The organism is Variovorax paradoxus (assembly GCA_016806145.1).
In the GTDB taxonomy this organism is placed as follows: domain Bacteria; phylum Pseudomonadota; class Gammaproteobacteria; order Burkholderiales; family Burkholderiaceae_C; genus Variovorax.
On the sequence record CP063166.1, the window covers coordinates 5481108 to 5496426 of the forward strand.

Sequence of the window (15319 nt, forward strand, 5' to 3'; positions counted from 1 at the left end):
GGTGGAACGACCCGTGCGCGCGGGGCCTGGCGGGCCTGTGCGATGCGCAGCGGGGGCTGCGTTCGAATCTAGGAAAACGGGGCGCGCGGCGCGCCCCATAAAGATGGCGGTCGCTACGCGAGCGGCAGCCGCAGCACCACGCGCGTGCCGGGCTCGGCCTTCTCGATGCGCAGCTCGACGCCGGCCTGCGCCGCGCGCTGGCGCATCGAGCGCAGACCGTTGCCACGCGCCTCGCCGAGGCCGCAGCCGTCGTCGCGCAGCACGATCTCGATGGCATCGCCACCGACCGTCGTGCTGACCGCCGCGCTGACCGCGAGCACGCGTGCGCGTGCGTGCTGCAGCACGTTCGAGATCGCCTCCAGCAGCATGTACTGCAGGTGCCGCGTGGCCTCGTCGGAATCGCAGCGCCAGCGCGGCAGGTTCGCCACCGACCAGTCGAGCGCGAGCCCCGCGGCCTCGATGCGCGGCTGCAGCCGGAAGCGCATGCTCGCGAGCAGCGCGTTGGCGTCGCCGGCCGGCAGGTTGATGGCATCGATCGACAGCCGCAGCTGGTCGAGCGATTCGCGCAGGGTCTGCATCACCTCCGACTTGGTGGCCACGCCGCGCTCGAGCTGCAGCATGGCGGTGATCAGGTGCGCGCCGGCGCCGTCGTGCATGTCGCGCAGGATGCGCGCGCGCTCGGCCGCGACCGCGCTCGCATGCTCGAGCCGGCGCAGCTCGGCATGCTTGTCGGCCAGCTCGGACTCGCGCAGGCGGATGCGGTCCTCGAGCGACAGGTGCAGCTGGCGCAGCTCCTCGCGCGTGCGCTGGAAACGGATGCCCACGATGGCGAGGATCGCGAGGCTCACCAGCACGGCCGCGAACTTGGTCCAGCCGGCCTCGTCGAAGCGCTCGACCAAAAGCCGCGCGATCACGCTGTCGCGCACCAGCGCGACCCAGCCCGCGACCAGGATCAGCAGCATCCAGGCGCGCTCGCCGGCCCGGTGGCGCCAAGCCTCCCAGCCCAGCCGCAGCGACAGCGCCAGCCAGCCGGCCACCAGCAGCAGGATCCAGCCGAGCACCCAGTTCTGCGTCTGCTGCAGCGTGCCGAGCGCCAGCGCCACCGGTCCCAGGCCCAGCACGCCCCAGACCAGCCACTGCTCGCGCCGCGGCCGGCCGCGCCAGACCTGCCGGATCACGAGGTAGGTGGCGATGTGGCCGAGCCAGAACACCGCGAGCACCACCTTGAACCAGCTCGGCCAGGCGAGCAGCCCCTCCTCCCACCAGGTGGTGGCGATGCGCAGGCTCCACAGCGCCTCGCACAGCGCGGCCCAGCCGTAGACGGCCTCGCGCTGCTGCGCCCACAGCATCAGGCAGAACACCGCCACCAGCAGGCTGAACAGCGTGATCACGCGCGGCAGGGTGACGTGGCGCCATTCGAGCGCGTCCCACTGCGGCTGCAGCAGGCGCTCGGCGCCCAGGCGCACCGGCGCGATGCCGGCGCGGCGCGAGGGATCGGCGCGCACCGCGATCTCGAGCAGGTTCTCGCCGTCGCGCAGCAGCGAGGGCGGCACGCGCAGCCACAGCGGGCGGCGGTTCGACCAGCCGTCGTTGATCTGCTCGAGCTTGCCGGCGGCCGCGATCACCTGGCCGTTGAGCTTCACGCGGTAGGCGTTGCCGATGCGGCTGACGAGCAGCGCCTGCGGCTCGTCGGCATGGCCCGCGGGTGCGGCGAAGCGGATGCGCAGCTGGGCCCAGCCGACGGCGCGCGGCCAGTGGGCGTCCCAGTGCAGCGGCAGCGTGACCTCGGCCGGCGGCGGCGAGGCGCGGCCGACGAAGCGCACCTGCAGTTCGCCGCGGTCGAGTGCGAGCACCTCGCTGGCGGCCCCCGCCGTGGCGGGCATCAGCAGCACGGCCACCAGCGCGAGGACGGCAAGCAGGAGGCGGCGCATCAGCCCAGCATGCGCCCCAGCAGCCCCATGCGGCTGGCCTCGAACACGGCCTCGCCGCGCGAATGCACCGCGAGCTTGCTGTAGAGGTTCTTGATGTGGCCCTGCACCGTGTGCTTGGTCACGCCCTGCAGGCGCGCGATCTCGCCGTACGAGTAGCCGCGCGAGATCAGCTCCAGCACCTCGGTCTCGCGCGGGGTCAGCATCATGGCGGCGGCCGGGTCGGGCGCGGCCGATGCGGCGGGCCTGGCATCGCCGCCGCGCACGTGCAGCAGCAGCTTGCGCGCGATCATCGGCGAGATCGGCGAGGCACCGTGCTTGATGTCGACGATCACCTGGGCGATGTCGGCCGGCGAGGAATCCTTTTGGATGTAGCCCACCGCGCCCGCGCGCACGCAGTCGAGCACCGTGTCCTCGTCGCCGAAGACCGAGACCACCAGCACCTCGCAGGCCGGCTGGCTGCGCACCACCTGGCGCAGCAGCTCGAGCGCGTGGCCGTCGGGCAGCGCGAGGTCGGTCAGCAGGATGTCGGCCTGGTGGCTGTCGAACCAGGCCGTGGCCTCGGCCATCAGGCCCAGCGAGGCGACCAGCTCGAGTTCGGGATGGGCGGCGATGCAGGCCTCGAAGAAGTGCCGGACCTCGGCATCGTCCTCGAGCAATGCGACGCGCCAGCGCAGCGCGGAAGTGGAAGCGGCGGGGGTGGCGGCGTCGGGCATGGGGTGGCGCCGAGCTTAGTCGGCGCCGCGCGCTTCGCGCCCCCCATTTTCATGGGGTGACCGGGCGCGTTTCCCGGACTCAGAACGTGTTCATGGTCTCAGGGCGCCTCGGTGCCGCGGTCGGGCGAGGAGCCGCTGCGCACCACCCGCTGGTCGTCGTTGAGCACCGCGGTGAACACCATCGGCGAATTGGGCGGCTGCAGCCAGCGCCATTCCCATTCGTACTCGCGGCGCAGCGGATAGGGCGTGACCTTGGCGGGCTTGCCGAGCATCTTGCGCAGGTCTTCCATCGCCATGCCGTTCTTCACGCGCGCGAAGTTCTCGGGCGTGAGCACCTGGCGCAGCGCGCTCATCTTTCCGTCGGCGCCGATGGTGACCATGTAGTTCTTCTGGCCCTGGGGCTGGCGGTTGTATTCGAACACCCGGCCGCCGGGCGCGTCCCAGACGTTCTCGGGTTCGCCGAAGCGCGCACGCACGTCGGCCTCGGTCGATACGCCCTCCTCGAGCTGCTCGATGCGCTGCGAATCGCAGCCCGCAAAGAGGGCCGCCACCGCCGCCAGCCACACGGCCGCCACCCCGATCCGCCAGACTCGTACCTGCCCCATGCCGTCCCCCGGTAAAATTCGCGCCCACAAAGGTTCAGTCTATGTCCATCTTCCGCCGCCCCCACTACACCTCCGAGATCACCAGCTTCATCGACGAGATGAAAACCAAGAAGCCGACGCTCGAGGCGGAACAGCGCGCGGGCCGCGCCCTGCTCTGGGACAAGCACCTCGACCGCGGCCTGCTCGAGGAATACGCGGAAGCCCGCGTGCCGCAGCAGCCCTACGTCTACCAGACCCAGGCCAAGTAAGAACATGATGCCGATGCGGCATCCGTCGCCCGCCAATGCTGGGCACGGCGCTACCTTTTCGATAGCACCTGCCCGATGAGCGGACCGCGCGACGAGGACAGCGACACGCTGGTCGTGGCCATGCCCGAGGTGGTCGACCAGGTCGCGCTCGCCCGGCTCTACGGCGAGCCGCTGTTCGCGATGCCGAAGGACCTGTACATCCCGCCCGAGGCGCTGCAGGTCTTCCTCGAGGCCTTCGAGGGCCCGCTGGACCTGCTGCTGTACCTGATCCGCAAGCAGAACTTCAACATCCTCGACATCCCGATGGCCGCGCTGACGCGGCAGTACCTGAGCTACGTCGACGAGATCCGCCAGACCAACCTCGAGCTCGCGGCGGAATACCTGCTGATGGCCGCGATGCTGATCGAGATCAAGTCGCGCATGCTGCTGCCGCCCAAGAAGGCGGCCGAGGGCGAGGAAGCCGAGGACCCGCGCGCCGAGCTCGTGCGGCGGCTGCTCGAGTACGAGCAGACCAAGCTGCAGGCGGCCTCGCTTAATGCGATGCCGACCTACGGGCGCGACTTCTGGCGCGCCCAGGTCTACATCGAGCAGTCGCTCAAGCCGCGCTTCCCCGAGGTGGGAGTGGTCGACCTGCGCGATGCCTGGGCCGACATCATGAAGCGCGCCAAGCTCGTGCAGCACCACAAGATCTCGCGCGAGGAACTCAGCGTGCGCGAGCACATGAGCATCGTGCTGCGCCACCTGCAGGGCCAGCGCTTCGTGGAGTTCGAGAAGCTGTTCGACATCTCGCGCGGCGCGCCGGTGATGGTCGTGACCTTCATCGCGATGCTCGAGCTGGCCAAGGAAACGCTGATCGAGATCACGCAGGCCGAGGCCTTCGCGCCGATCTACGTGCGGCTGGCCTACTCCCCGGCCTGAAGTCCCATGCGGCCCACCTCCTTCGCGCGCCGCCCGGCGGCGCGGCACCTCCCTCTCACCCTGCCGTCGGGCCGGACCGGTGCGCTGCCGCACCACCGATCCTGACCCTCGTCCCTTCCCGCGCGCCATGGCCTCCTCCCTCGATTTCGACGTCCTCATCGTCGGCAGCGGCCTCGCCGGGCTCTCCGCGGCCCTGCTGCTGGCGCCCACGCACCGCGTGGCGGTGCTGACCAAGCGCGCGCTGGCCGACGGCTCCAGCGGCTGGGCCCAGGGCGGCATCGCGGCGGTGCTGGCCGCGGGCGACAGCTTCGACGCCCATGTCGACGACACGCTGGTGGCCGGCGCCGGCCTGTGCGATCCGGCCGCCACGCGCTTCGTGGTCGAGCACGCGCCCGAGGCCATCGGCTGGCTGCGCGAGCTCGGCGTGCCCTTCTCCGAGGAGGACGGCGACCTGCACCTCACGCGCGAAGGCGGCCACAGCCAGCGCCGCATCGTGCACGTGACCGACGCCACCGGCGCGGCCGTGCAGCAGGTGCTGATCGAGCGCGTGCGCCGCACGCCCAACGTCACGCTGTTCGAGCACCACACGCTGGTCGACCTGGTCGCCGGCGAGCGGCTCGGTGCGCCCGAGGCGGGCTGCGCGGGCCTCTACGCGCTCGACGACGCCAGCGGCGAGGTGCTGGCCTTCCGCGCGCCGCACACCATCCTGGCCACGGGCGGCGCGGGCAAGGTCTACCTCTACACCACCAACCCCGACACCGCCACCGGCGACGGCATCGCCGCCGCCTGGCGCGCGGGCTGCCGGGTGTCGAACATGGAGTTCATCCAGTTCCACCCGACCTGCCTCTACCACCCGCATGCCAAGTCCTTCCTGATCAGCGAGGCGGTGCGCGGCGAAGGCGGGCTGCTCAAGCTGCCCGAATCGGCGGGAGGCACCCGCTTCATGCCGCGGCACGACGAGCGCGCCGAACTCGCGCCGCGCGACGTGGTGGCGCGCGCGATCGACTTCGAGATGAAGAAGCACGGCCTGGACTGCGTGCACCTCGACATCTCGCACCAGAGCCCCGATTTCCTGCGCGCGCATTTCCCGAACATCCTCGCGCGCTGCGCCGAGCTCGGCATCGACATCACGCGCGAGCCGATCCCGGTGGTGCCGGCCGCCCACTACACCTGCGGCGGCGTGGTGACCGACCTGGCCGGCCGCACCGACCTGCCGGGCCTCTACGCGATCGGCGAGACCGCCTGCACCGGGCTGCACGGCGCGAACCGGCTGGCCAGCAATTCGCTGGTGGAGTGCATGGTGTTCGCGCGCGCGGCCGCGGCGGCCATCGGCGCCGCGCCGGCACGCAAGCCGGTGGCGCTGCCGGCCTGGGATGCGAGCCAGGTGACCGATGCCGACGAGGCGGTGGTGATCTCGCACAACTGGGACGAGCTGCGCCGCTTCATGTGGGACTACGTGGGCATCGTGCGCACCAACAAGCGCCTGGAGCGCGCGAGCCACCGCATCGCGCTGCTGCAGGCCGAGATCCACGAGTTCTACGCCAACTTCCACGTCACGCGCGACCTGCTCGAACTGCGCAACCTGGTGCAGGTGGCCGAGCTGATCGTGCGTTCCGCGCAGGCCCGCCACGAGAGCCGGGGCCTGCATTTCAGCCGCGACTACCCTTCGCTCGCCGAGCCCACCGCGCCCACGGTGCTGGTGCCGGCCGACCGATAGACCCACCCGTTCCCGCTTTCTTCAACCCCAGGATGCCCGGCCACCGACGCCCGCAGGGAGAAACCCAACCATGTCCACCGCCTCCACCCCGAACGAAGCCACCGCCGCCACGCCCTACGGCACGCTGCCGCCGGCCTCGCAGCCCGCCACGCGCAAGCCGCTGAGTCTGCCGCGGCTGGCCGAGCTGCATGCGCGCGGCGAGAAGATCGCGATGCTCACGGCCTACGACGCCACCTTCGCGGCCGTGGCCGATGCCGCGGGCGTCGAATGCCTCTTGGTCGGCGATTCGCTCGGCATGGTCTGCCAGGGCCTCTCGAGCACGGTCGGCGTCACGCTCGAGACCATGCGCCACCACACCGACAGCGTCTCGCGCGGGCTGCGCCGCGTGCAGGGCACGGCCTGGCTGATCGCCGACCTGCCCTTCGGCAGCTACCAGGAATCGCGCGAACAGGCGCTGCGCAGCGCCACCGTGCTGATGCAGGCCGGCGCCCACATGGTGAAGCTCGAGGGCGGCGGCTGGACCACCGAGACGGTGCGCTTCCTGGTCGAGCGCGGCATCCCGGTGTGCGCGCACCTGGGCCTGACGCCGCAGACCGTGCATGCGCTCGGCGGCTACCGCGTGCAGGGCAAGGGCGACGCCGCCGCGGCCCGGCTGCGCGAGGAGGCCCAGGCGCTGCAGGACGCGGGCGCCGCGATGCTGGTGCTCGAGATGGTGCCGGCCGCGCTGGCCGCCGCGCTCACGGCCGAACTCACGCGCTGCGCCACCATCGGCATCGGGGCCGGCCGCGGCACCGCGGGCCAGGTGCTCGTGCTGCACGACATGCTGGGCCTGAACCTGGGCCGCATGCCGAAGTTCGTGCGCAACTTCATGGACGGCGCCGGCGGCATCCCGCAGGCGCTCGCGGCCTATGTGCGCGCCGTCAAGGACGGCAGCTTTCCCGACGACCGGCTGCACGCCTGGTAAGCCCCTCTTCGTTTTTTCCATCGTTCCAAGGAGGACTTCCTCATGTTCATCGCCCGCACCATCCCCGAACTGCGCGACCACCTGGCACGCTTCGAGCGCCCCGCCTTCGTGCCGACCATGGGCAACCTGCACGACGGCCACATCGCGCTGGTCACGCAGGCGAAGCCGCTGGGCGACGCCACCGTCGCGAGCATCTTCGTGAACCGGCTGCAGTTCCTGCCGCACGAGGACTTCGACACCTATCCGCGCACCTGGGACAGCGACTGCGCCAAGCTGGAAGCCGCCGGCTGCGACGTGCTGTTCGCGCCCGACGAGCGGGCGCTCTATCCCGAGCCCCAGACCTGCAAGGTGCATCCCGACCCGGCGCTGGCCGACATCCTCGAGGGCCACTTCCGGCCCGGCTTCTTCGTCGGCGTGTGCACCGTGGTGATGAAGCTGTTCAGCTGCGTGCAGCCGCGCGTGGCGGTGTTCGGCAAGAAGGACTACCAGCAGCTGATGATGATCCGTCACCTGGTGCGGCAGTTCGCGCTTCCGATCGAGGTCGTGGGCGGCGAGACGCGCCGCGCCGACGACGGCCTCGCGCTCTCCTCGCGCAACGGCTACCTCAGCGAGGGCGAGCGCGCCGAGGCGGTGCAGCTCTCGCGCGCGCTCAAGGAGATCGCCGAGGCCGTGCGCGGCGGCGGCGAGCTCGCGGCGATCGAGGGACGCGCGATGCAGGCGCTGGCGCAGCGCGGCTGGCAGCCCGACTACCTGACGGTGCGGCGGCGCCTCGACCTGCAGCCGCCGGCCGCGCTCGACGGCACCGAGCCGCTGGTGGCGCTCGCGGCCGCGCGCCTGGGCAGCACGCGGCTGATCGACAACCTCGAGATCGAGCCCTGGGCGGCGACGCGATGAGCTACAGCGTCAAGGAGATCTTCTACACGCTGCAGGGCGAAGGCGGCCAGGCCGGCATGCCCGCCGTGTTCTGCCGCTTCGCTGGCTGCAACCTCTGGAGCGGCCGCGAGGCCGACCGCGCCAGCGCCGTCTGCCGTTTCTGCGACACCGATTTCGTCGGCACCGACGGCACGCTGGGCGGCAAGTTCAAGGAGGCCGATGCGCTGGCCGACACCATCGCCGCGCAGTGGCCCGCCGACGACGCCGGCCATCGCCTCGTGGTGCTGACCGGCGGCGAGCCGCTGCTGCAGGTCGACGCCGCGCTGATCGATGCGCTGCATGCGCGCGGCTTCCGCATCGCCGTCGAGAGCAACGGCACCGTGGCCGCGCCCGAGGGTATCGACTGGCTCTGCATCAGCCCCAAGGCCGGCGCGCCCTGGGTGCAGCGGCGCGGTCAGGAGCTCAAGCTGGTGTGGCCGCAGGAGGGCATCGACCTCGACGCGATGGCGCGCAGCGGCGAGTTCGCGCACCGCTTCCTGCAACCCATGGATGGCCCGCGGCAGGCCGCCCACACCGCGCTGTGCATCGACGCCTGCCTGCGCCAGCCGCGCTGGCGCCTCAGCGTGCAGACCCACAAGTTCACCGGCATCCGCTGATGCGCTGATGCCCGCTTTCCCGTTCCTCCGTTCCCCATGCGATTCACGATCAGCCAACGCTTCTTCTTCGACGCCGCCCACACCCTGAAACGCGAGATCGAGGCCGAAGGCAGCCGCCGCATCCACGGCCACACCTACCACGCCGAAGTCTGGCTCGCGGGCGAGCGCGATCCCGCGACCGGCATGGTGATCGACTTGGGCCTGCTGCGACGCCGGCTCGAGGACGTGCGCGAGCGGCTCGACCACCGGCTGCTCGACGAGGTGCCGGGGCTGCATCCGCCCACGCTGGAGAACCTGTGCCTGTTCATCGCCGAGGCGTTGGGCGAGCTGCGCGCATCGCTGGCGCGCGTGCGGGTGTGGCGCGCGGCGCTCGGCGACTCCTGCACGCTGGAGTTCTGACTCGGCGCTCCCGCGCGGCGCGGTGACCAGCGCATCCGCAAGCCCGAGGGCTATAAATAAAAACCGCTGCGCAAGCAAAGCCGGACGACGAAGCCGGTTTGATACAACGGCGGGCGCACTTTTTCTACAACACGATCCAGGGAGGATTGCAGCTTGAAACCCCATTCGACCCCCCGCCGCTTCGCGGCCATCGCCGGCGCCACGGCCGCGCTGCTGCTCGCCGCGGGCTGCGCCCAGACGCAGGCCCCGCCCGCCGCCGCGGGCGCCGGCACGAACAACCTGCTGATCGGCGCCGTGGCCTGGAAGCAGACCGCGGCCGAGTACCGCGCGCTCTATCACCAGGGCTTCAACGTGGCGCGCATGCACGTGGAAGCGGCACTGAAGAAGCGCCGCCCCGGCGACAAGCCGCTGGCGGTGGTGACCGACATGGACGACACGATCCTGCTGCCGCTGGCCTACTGGGGCTACCTGATCAACGAGGGCCAGGATTTCTTCGACGATCCGAAGTGGGACGCGTGGATCCCGAGGAACCAGATCGTGCCCTCGCCCGGCTCGCAGGAGTTCCTGCGCTCTGCCGGGAGAACGGCGTGGAGGTGTTCTACGTGACCAGCCGCGAACAGGGCGAACGCACCTACGAGTACGCGATGGAACACCTCAAGGTGCTGGGCGCGCCCTATGCCGACAAGGAGCACCTGACCGTGTTGCGCGACAGCAGCAACAAGCAGCCGCGGCAGGAGCAGATCGCGCAGCAGTTCGACGTGGTGGTCTACCTCGGCGACAACCTCAACGACTTCCGGCGCAAGTACTACGTGAAGAACGTCGACCAGCGGATGCAGGCGATGGAAGCCGACCGCGAGCAGTTCGGTCGCAAGTACGTGCTGTTCCCGAACCCGACCGACGGCCACTGGATGGCCGCGATCTTCGGCGACTCGGAGCCGCCGGCGAGCGACGCCAACCGCCAGCTGTTCAGGAAGGCCGCGACCCGTTCCGCCTGGGACGGACGCTGACGGGCTTCTTCAGGCCGCGCCGATCCCCGCCACCAGGCTGCCGGGCGCGATGCCGTTCTTCAGCCCGGCCGTGAAGGCCAGCATGCGGTCGATCGGCACGCGCGCGCGCAGGCCCAGCGCCGGGTCGACGTGGATCTCGCCGGCGCCGGTCTCGAGCGCGTTCGCGAGGTCGGCCAGCCCGTTCATCGCCATCCACGGGCAATGCGCGCAGCTCTTGCAGGTGGCGCCGTTGCCGGCCGTGGGCGCCTCGATGAAGGTCTTGCCCGGGTTGAGCGCACGCAGCTTGTGCAGCATGCCGTTGTCGGTCGCGACGATGAACTCGGTCGCGTCGAGCTGGCGCGCGGCGTTGAGGATCGCCGAGGTCGAACCCACGGCATCGGCCAGCGCGATCACCTCGGCCGAGGACTCGGGATGCACCAGCACCTTGGCGCGCGGATGGGCCTGCTTGAGCAGCTCGAGCTCGAGCGCCTTGAACTCGTCGTGCACGATGCACGCGCCGTTCCAGCTCACCATGTCGGCACCGGTCTGGCGCTGGATGTAGTCGCCGAGGTGGCGGTCGGGGCCCCAGAGGATCTTGCGGCCCTGCGCATGCAGCGCGCCCACCACGTCGAGCGCGCAGCTCGAGGTGACGAGCCAGTCGGCGCGCGCCTTCACGGCGGCGCTGGTGTTGGCGTAGACGACCACGGTGCGGTCGGGATGGGCGTCGCAGAAGGCGCTGAACTCGTCGACCGGGCAGCCCAGGTCGAGCGAGCAGTTGGCGTCGAGGTCGGGCATCAGCACCCGCTTCTCGGGCGACAGGATCTTGGCGGTCTCGCCCATGAAGCGCACGCCCGACACCACCAGCGTGCCGGCCGCGTGGTCGCGGCCGAAGCGCGCCATCTCGAGCGAATCGCTGACGATGCCGCCGGTTTCCTCGGCCAGGTCCTGCAGGTCGGGGTGGACGTAGAAGTGCGACACCATGACCGCGTTGCGCTCGCGCAGCAGGCGGCGGATGCGCTCCTTGAGCGCCTCGCGCTCGGTGGGCGTGGGCTCGGGCGGCACGCGGGCCCAGGCGCGGCGGGTGTCGCAGACGCTCCCTTCTGCAGGCTGTTCGTACTCGACATCGATGACGGAGGAAGCCATGCGCGCGTCTTTCTCAGCGGTCCTGGAAGCGCATCGAGAAATCGATGGCCTTGACGTCCTTGGTCAGCGCGCCGACCGAGATCCGGTCGACGCCGGTCTCGGCCAGCTCGCGCAGGCCCTCGAGCGTGACGCCGCCCGAGATCTCGAGCACCGCGCGGCCTTCGCCGGCGGCGTCGTTGATGCGCACCGCCTCGCGCAGGGTCGGCAGGTCCATGTTGTCGAGCAGCACCATGCGCGCGCCGGCCTCGAGCGCCTCGCGCAGTTGCGCCAGCGTCTCGACCTCGATCTCGACGAAGTCGGCACGCTCGGCCGCGGGGGCCACGGCGCGCAGCGCGGCGGCCACGCCACCGGCCGCGGCGATGTGGTTTTCCTTGATCAGCACGGCGTCGTACAGGCCGATGCGGTGGTTGAGGCCACCGCCGGTGCGCACCGCGTACTTCTGCGCCAGGCGCAGGCCCGGCAGGGTCTTGCGGGTGTCGACGATGCGCGCGCGCGTGCCCTCGACGATGTCGCTGTAGAGCGCGGCCTTGGTCGCCACGGCGCTCAGCAGTTGCAGGAAGTTGAGCGCGGTGCGCTCGGCGGTCAGCAGCGCGCGGGCCGGGCCTTCCATCTCGAGCACGACCTGGTTCGGCTCGCAGCGCCCGCCCTCGGCGCAGCGCCAGTCGATGCGCACCTGCGGATCGAGCTGCGCCAGCGTGGCCTCGACCCAGGGCGCGCCGCACAGCACGGCCGGCTCGCGCACCAGCACGCGCGCCTGGGCGCGGCGGCCGGCATCGACCAGGGAGGCGGTGAGGTCGCCGTCGGCGACGTCCTCCTGCAGTGCGCGGACCGCATCGGCCTGGGCCAGCGCGGCGATGGCCGGCGCGGAGAAATCGAAACGGGAACGCATGGGGCGGCTTGTCTTCCGGATGTTGTTATGGGGCCGCCTTCAGGGCGGCGGCCGGACCGATTCGGGCACCGGGTCGCGCCCGGTGAGCGCGGCCACGGCATCGGCCGGGCTCACGCGGCCGTCGAGCAGCGCGACCACGCCCTCGGCAATGGGCATTTCCACGCCCAGCCCGCGCGCGCGCTGCACCACGGTGCGGGCGCAGTAGACGCCCTCGGCCACGTGGCCGAGCGAATCGACCGCCTGCGCCAGGGTGCGGCCCTGGGCCAGCAGCAGGCCGACCTTGCGGTTGCGCGACAGGTCGCCGGTGGCGGTCAGCACCAGGTCGCCCAGGCCCGACAGGCCCATGAAGGTGTCGGTGCGGGCGCCGAGCGCGAGGCCGAAGCGGGTCATCTCGGCCAGGCCGCGCGTGATCAGCGCGGCGCGTGCATTGAGGCCCAGCGCGAGGCCGTCGCACAGGCCGGTGGCGATGGCCAGCACGTTCTTGACCGCGCCGCCGACCTCGACGCCGACGATGTCGTCGTTGGCATAGACGCGCAGCGCGGGGCCATGGAAGGCATCGACCAGCGCGTCGCGCACGGCGGCATGCGGGCTGGCGGCGACCAGTGCGGTCGGGCGGCCCTCGGCCACTTCCTGCGCGAAGCTCGGGCCGCTGAGCACGCCGGCCAGCAGATCGGGCGCGACCTGCGCGCGGATCTCGTGAGCCAGCAGGCCGAAGGAGGAAGCGGTGGTGTTCGCGGCCTGCGCGGGCTCGACGCCCTTGCAGAGCCAGGCGACCGGCACGCGGGTGCCGCTGTCGCGCAGGGTCTCGAGCTGCAGGCGCAGCGCGGCCATGGGCGTGGCCACGATGACGAGGTCGGCGCCGGCCTGCGCCTGGCCGATGCCGCCCGCGCGCACCGAGAGCGAGGCCGGCAATGCCAGCCCCGGCAGATAGCGGGTGTTCTCGCGGGCCCGGGAGATGGTCTCGGCCTGGGCCGCGTCGCGGGCCCACAGCGTGACCTCGTGGCGGGCGGCCGCATTGACGGCCACCGCCGTGCCCCAGGCGCCGGCGCCATGAACGCAGATCTTCATCGGCGTCGCGGCGTTGCGTGCCGTCAGGCTTACTGCGTGATGATGGGCGACGGCTGGCCGGCGGCCTGTGCCTGCTGCTGCTCGTACATGGCCTGGAAGTTGATCTCGGCCAGGTGCACGGGCGGGAAGCCGCCGCGCTGGATCACGTCGGCCACGTTGCCGCGCAGGTAGGGGTAGACGATCTGCGGGCAGGCGATGCCGAGGATCGGGCCCATCTGGTCTTCGGGCAGGTTGCGGATCTCGAAGATGCCGGCCTGCTTGGCTTCGACCAGGAACACGGTCTTGTCGCCGATCTTGGTCTGCACGGTGGCGGACACCGACACCTCGAAGATGCCGTCGGCCACGGGCTGGGCGTCCACGCCGAGCTGGATGTCGACGGTGGGCTGTTCCTGTTCCAGCAGGATCGCGGGCGAGTTGGGTTGTTCGAGCGACAGGTCCTTGAGGTAGACGCGCTGGATCTGGAACACGGGATCTTGGGCTTGCTGGTCGGCCATGGCTGAACTTTCGAGGGTCAAAACAAGGCCCGCCGGGGGATGGTTTCCCGCGGCGGGCCGCAGATGGTGAACGGGCGATTATCGCCCGGCGATGTGACGGCTACGGACCGGCGGTCGGCCGGGCTCGGATCAGGCCGCCTGGCCCTGCAGCAGCGGCACCAGGCCGCCGCGGCTGTCGAGCGCCATCAGGTCGTCGCAGCCGCCCACGTGGGTGTCGCCGATGAAGATCTGCGGCACCGTGCGGCGCTGGGTGATCTCCATCATGGCCATGCGCGCCTGGGGATCGCTGTCGATGCGGATCTCCTCGATCTGCTCGACGCCCTTGGACTTGAGGATCTGCTTGGCGCGTGTGCAGTAGGGGCACACGGCGGTGGTGTACATCTTGACGGCTTGCATGGTTCGTATCTCGGTGGGGTTCAGGCCTTTTCAACCGGCAGATTAGCCGCTTTCCACGCCTTGAGCCCGCCGGACACCGCTTGGGCCTGCTCGTAACCCAACTTCTTGGCCGCGGCCACCGCGCGCTGCGCGCGCGAGCCGTTCTCGCACACCAGCAGCAGCGGCACGTTCTTGTTCTTGACCGTGGAGGCCAGCTTTTCCTCGAGCTGGGCCAGCGGCACGTTCTTGGCGCCGATCATGTGGCCGGCGGCGAATTCCTCGGGATCGCGCAGGTCGACCAGCACCGCGCGCTCGCGGTTGATGAGGTGCACCGCCGCGTCGGCCGTCAGCGTGCCGCCCCCCGCGCCGCGAATCAGCGGCCAGGCCAGCATGGCGCCCGAGCTGAGCACGATCAGGACCAGCATCCAGTTCGCGGTGACGAATTCGATCAATTTCACGGAGGTTCCTTGGAGAGAGGCAAACCCGGGATTTTAGAATGTCGGGTTTACAAAGCGCTGCCAAAGGCCTCCGACATGCACAAACTGGTACTGATCCGCCACGGCGAATCGACCTGGAACCTCGAAAACCGCTTCACCGGCTGGACCGACGTCGACCTGACCGAGACCGGCGTCGAGCAGGCCAAGCAGGCGGGCCGGCTGCTGAAGGCCGAGGGCTACGACTTCGACGTGGCCTACACCAGCGTGCTCAAGCGCGCCACGCGCACCCTGTGGCACACGCTCGACGAGCTCGACCGCACCTGGCTGCCCGTGGTGCATTCGTGGCGCCTCAACGAACGCCACTACGGCGGGCTGCAGGGCCTGAACAAGGCCGAAACGGCCAAGAAGTACGGCGACGAGCAGGTGCTGGTCTGGCGCCGCAGCTACAGCACGCCGCCGCCGCCGCTGGAAGCCGACGACCCGCGCAGCGAACGCAGCGACGTGCGCTACGCCAAGCTCGCGCCCGAACAGATCCCGCTGACCGAATGCCTGAAGGACACGGTGGCGCGCGTGCTGCCGTTCTGGAACGAGTCGATGGCCCCGGCCATCCGCACCGGCCGCCGCCTCGTGGTGGCGGCGCACGGCAACTCGATCCGCGCGCTGGTGAAGTACCTCGACGGCATCTCGGACGACGACATCGTCGGCCTGAACATCCCGAACGGCATTCCCCTGGTGTACGAGCTCGACGACGATCTCAAGCCGCTGCGGCACTACTATCTGGGCGATGCCGCCGCCGCCGAGAAAGCCGCCGCCGCGGTCGCCTCGCAAGGCAAAGGCTGAAGCCGAGCTGTAGAAAAACCGTGCCCGCCGCTCCACCCGTGGAACCCCGGCGGGCAATTTGTT

General features: G+C 70.7%; 17 protein-coding genes and 1 pseudogene. 9 read left to right on the forward strand and 9 right to left on the reverse strand.

The genetic code is table 11. The features are described from left to right. Positions 1–113: 113 nt before the first annotated feature. The 3 genes from INQ48_25565 to INQ48_25575 all read right to left on the reverse strand — a co-directional run bounded on the left by INQ48_25565 (position 114) and on the right by INQ48_25575 (position 3219). Positions 114–1931: a hypothetical protein gene (locus INQ48_25565; GenBank protein QRF56667.1), complete on the reverse strand. Its 1818-nt coding sequence runs from the start codon at positions 1929–1931 to the stop codon at positions 114–116. After that, entirely contained in the window at positions 1931–2644 is a 714-nt protein-coding gene (locus tag INQ48_25570) for a response regulator transcription factor (GenBank protein QRF56668.1), read from the reverse strand. Before INQ48_25570 ends, INQ48_25565 begins: the two co-directional genes overlap by 1 nt. A 98-nt stretch (positions 2645–2742) precedes the next feature. After that, positions 2743–3219, reverse strand: a complete 477-nt coding sequence (locus INQ48_25575) for an outer membrane protein assembly factor BamE (GenBank protein QRF60898.1) — start codon at positions 3217–3219, stop codon at positions 2743–2745. 71 nt (positions 3220–3290) lie between these two features. Here INQ48_25575 and INQ48_25580 point away from each other — a divergent pair, with 71 nt between their 5' ends. The 8 genes and pseudogenes from INQ48_25580 to INQ48_25615 all read left to right on the forward strand — a co-directional run bounded on the left by INQ48_25580 (position 3291) and on the right by INQ48_25615 (position 10031). Continuing rightward, the gene (locus tag INQ48_25580; GenBank protein QRF56669.1) at positions 3291–3497 is read left to right on the forward strand and encodes a DUF3460 family protein; all 207 of its coding nucleotides are present in this window, start codon (positions 3291–3293) and stop codon (positions 3495–3497) included. A 75-nt stretch (positions 3498–3572) separates the two neighbouring features. Then, the gene (locus INQ48_25585; GenBank protein QRF56670.1) at positions 3573–4415 is read left to right on the forward strand and encodes a segregation/condensation protein A; all 843 of its coding nucleotides are present in this window, start codon (positions 3573–3575) and stop codon (positions 4413–4415) included. Between the two features lie 127 nt (positions 4416–4542). After that, positions 4543–6132 carry an L-aspartate oxidase gene (nadB, locus tag INQ48_25590; GenBank protein QRF56671.1) on the forward strand — a complete coding sequence of 530 codons (1590 nt, stop codon included), beginning with the start codon at positions 4543–4545 and terminating at the stop codon, positions 6130–6132. A 70-nt stretch (positions 6133–6202) separates the two neighbouring features. Further along, positions 6203–7096 carry a 3-methyl-2-oxobutanoate hydroxymethyltransferase gene (panB, locus tag INQ48_25595; protein ID QRF56672.1) on the forward strand — a complete coding sequence of 298 codons (894 nt, stop codon included), beginning with the start codon at positions 6203–6205 and terminating at the stop codon, positions 7094–7096. Positions 7097–7138: 42 nt separating this feature from the next. Next, a complete protein-coding gene (locus tag INQ48_25600) occupies positions 7139–7990 on the forward strand; it encodes a pantoate--beta-alanine ligase (protein QRF56673.1) in 852 nt (283 codons plus the stop codon). Continuing rightward, positions 7987–8625 carry a 7-carboxy-7-deazaguanine synthase gene (gene queE, locus INQ48_25605; GenBank protein ID QRF56674.1) on the forward strand — a complete coding sequence of 213 codons (639 nt, stop codon included), beginning with the start codon at positions 7987–7989 and terminating at the stop codon, positions 8623–8625. The genes INQ48_25600 and queE overlap by 4 nt, the downstream gene beginning before the upstream one ends. A 36-nt stretch (positions 8626–8661) precedes the next feature. Continuing rightward, complete coding sequence (locus INQ48_25610) at positions 8662–9024, forward strand: 6-carboxytetrahydropterin synthase (GenBank protein QRF56675.1); 363 nt, start codon at positions 8662–8664, stop codon at positions 9022–9024. A 360-nt stretch (positions 9025–9384) separates the two neighbouring features. Next, positions 9385–10031, forward strand: a pseudogene (locus tag INQ48_25615) (acid phosphatase). A 9-nt stretch (positions 10032–10040) separates the two neighbouring features. Here INQ48_25615 and nadA read toward each other — a convergent pair. From nadA to INQ48_25645, 6 genes are all read right to left on the reverse strand, one after another. After that, positions 10041–11153: a quinolinate synthase NadA gene (gene nadA / locus INQ48_25620; GenBank protein QRF56676.1), complete on the reverse strand. Its 1113-nt coding sequence runs from the start codon at positions 11151–11153 to the stop codon at positions 10041–10043. Positions 11154–11166: 13 nt separating this feature from the next. Further along, positions 11167–12042 carry a carboxylating nicotinate-nucleotide diphosphorylase gene (locus INQ48_25625; protein ID QRF56677.1) on the reverse strand — a complete coding sequence of 292 codons (876 nt, stop codon included), beginning with the start codon at positions 12040–12042 and terminating at the stop codon, positions 11167–11169. A gap of 39 nt (positions 12043–12081) precedes the next feature. After that, entirely contained in the window at positions 12082–13110 is a 1029-nt protein-coding gene (locus INQ48_25630; GenBank protein QRF56678.1) for an NAD(P)-dependent glycerol-3-phosphate dehydrogenase, read from the reverse strand. Between the two features lie 29 nt (positions 13111–13139). Beyond that, positions 13140–13604, reverse strand: coding sequence for a protein-export chaperone SecB (gene secB, locus INQ48_25635; protein ID QRF56679.1), 465 nt, complete (start codon positions 13602–13604; stop codon positions 13140–13142). A gap of 129 nt (positions 13605–13733) precedes the next feature. Continuing rightward, entirely contained in the window at positions 13734–14000 is a 267-nt protein-coding gene (grxC, locus tag INQ48_25640) for a glutaredoxin 3 (protein QRF56680.1), read from the reverse strand. A gap of 20 nt (positions 14001–14020) precedes the next feature. Next, entirely contained in the window at positions 14021–14428 is a 408-nt protein-coding gene (locus tag INQ48_25645) for a rhodanese-like domain-containing protein (GenBank protein ID QRF60899.1), read from the reverse strand. 84 nt (positions 14429–14512) lie between these two features. Between INQ48_25645 and gpmA the strand changes: the two genes are divergently transcribed. Continuing rightward, a complete protein-coding gene (gpmA, locus tag INQ48_25650; protein QRF56681.1) occupies positions 14513–15256 on the forward strand; it encodes a 2,3-diphosphoglycerate-dependent phosphoglycerate mutase in 744 nt (247 codons plus the stop codon). Positions 15257–15319 lie beyond the last annotated feature (63 nt).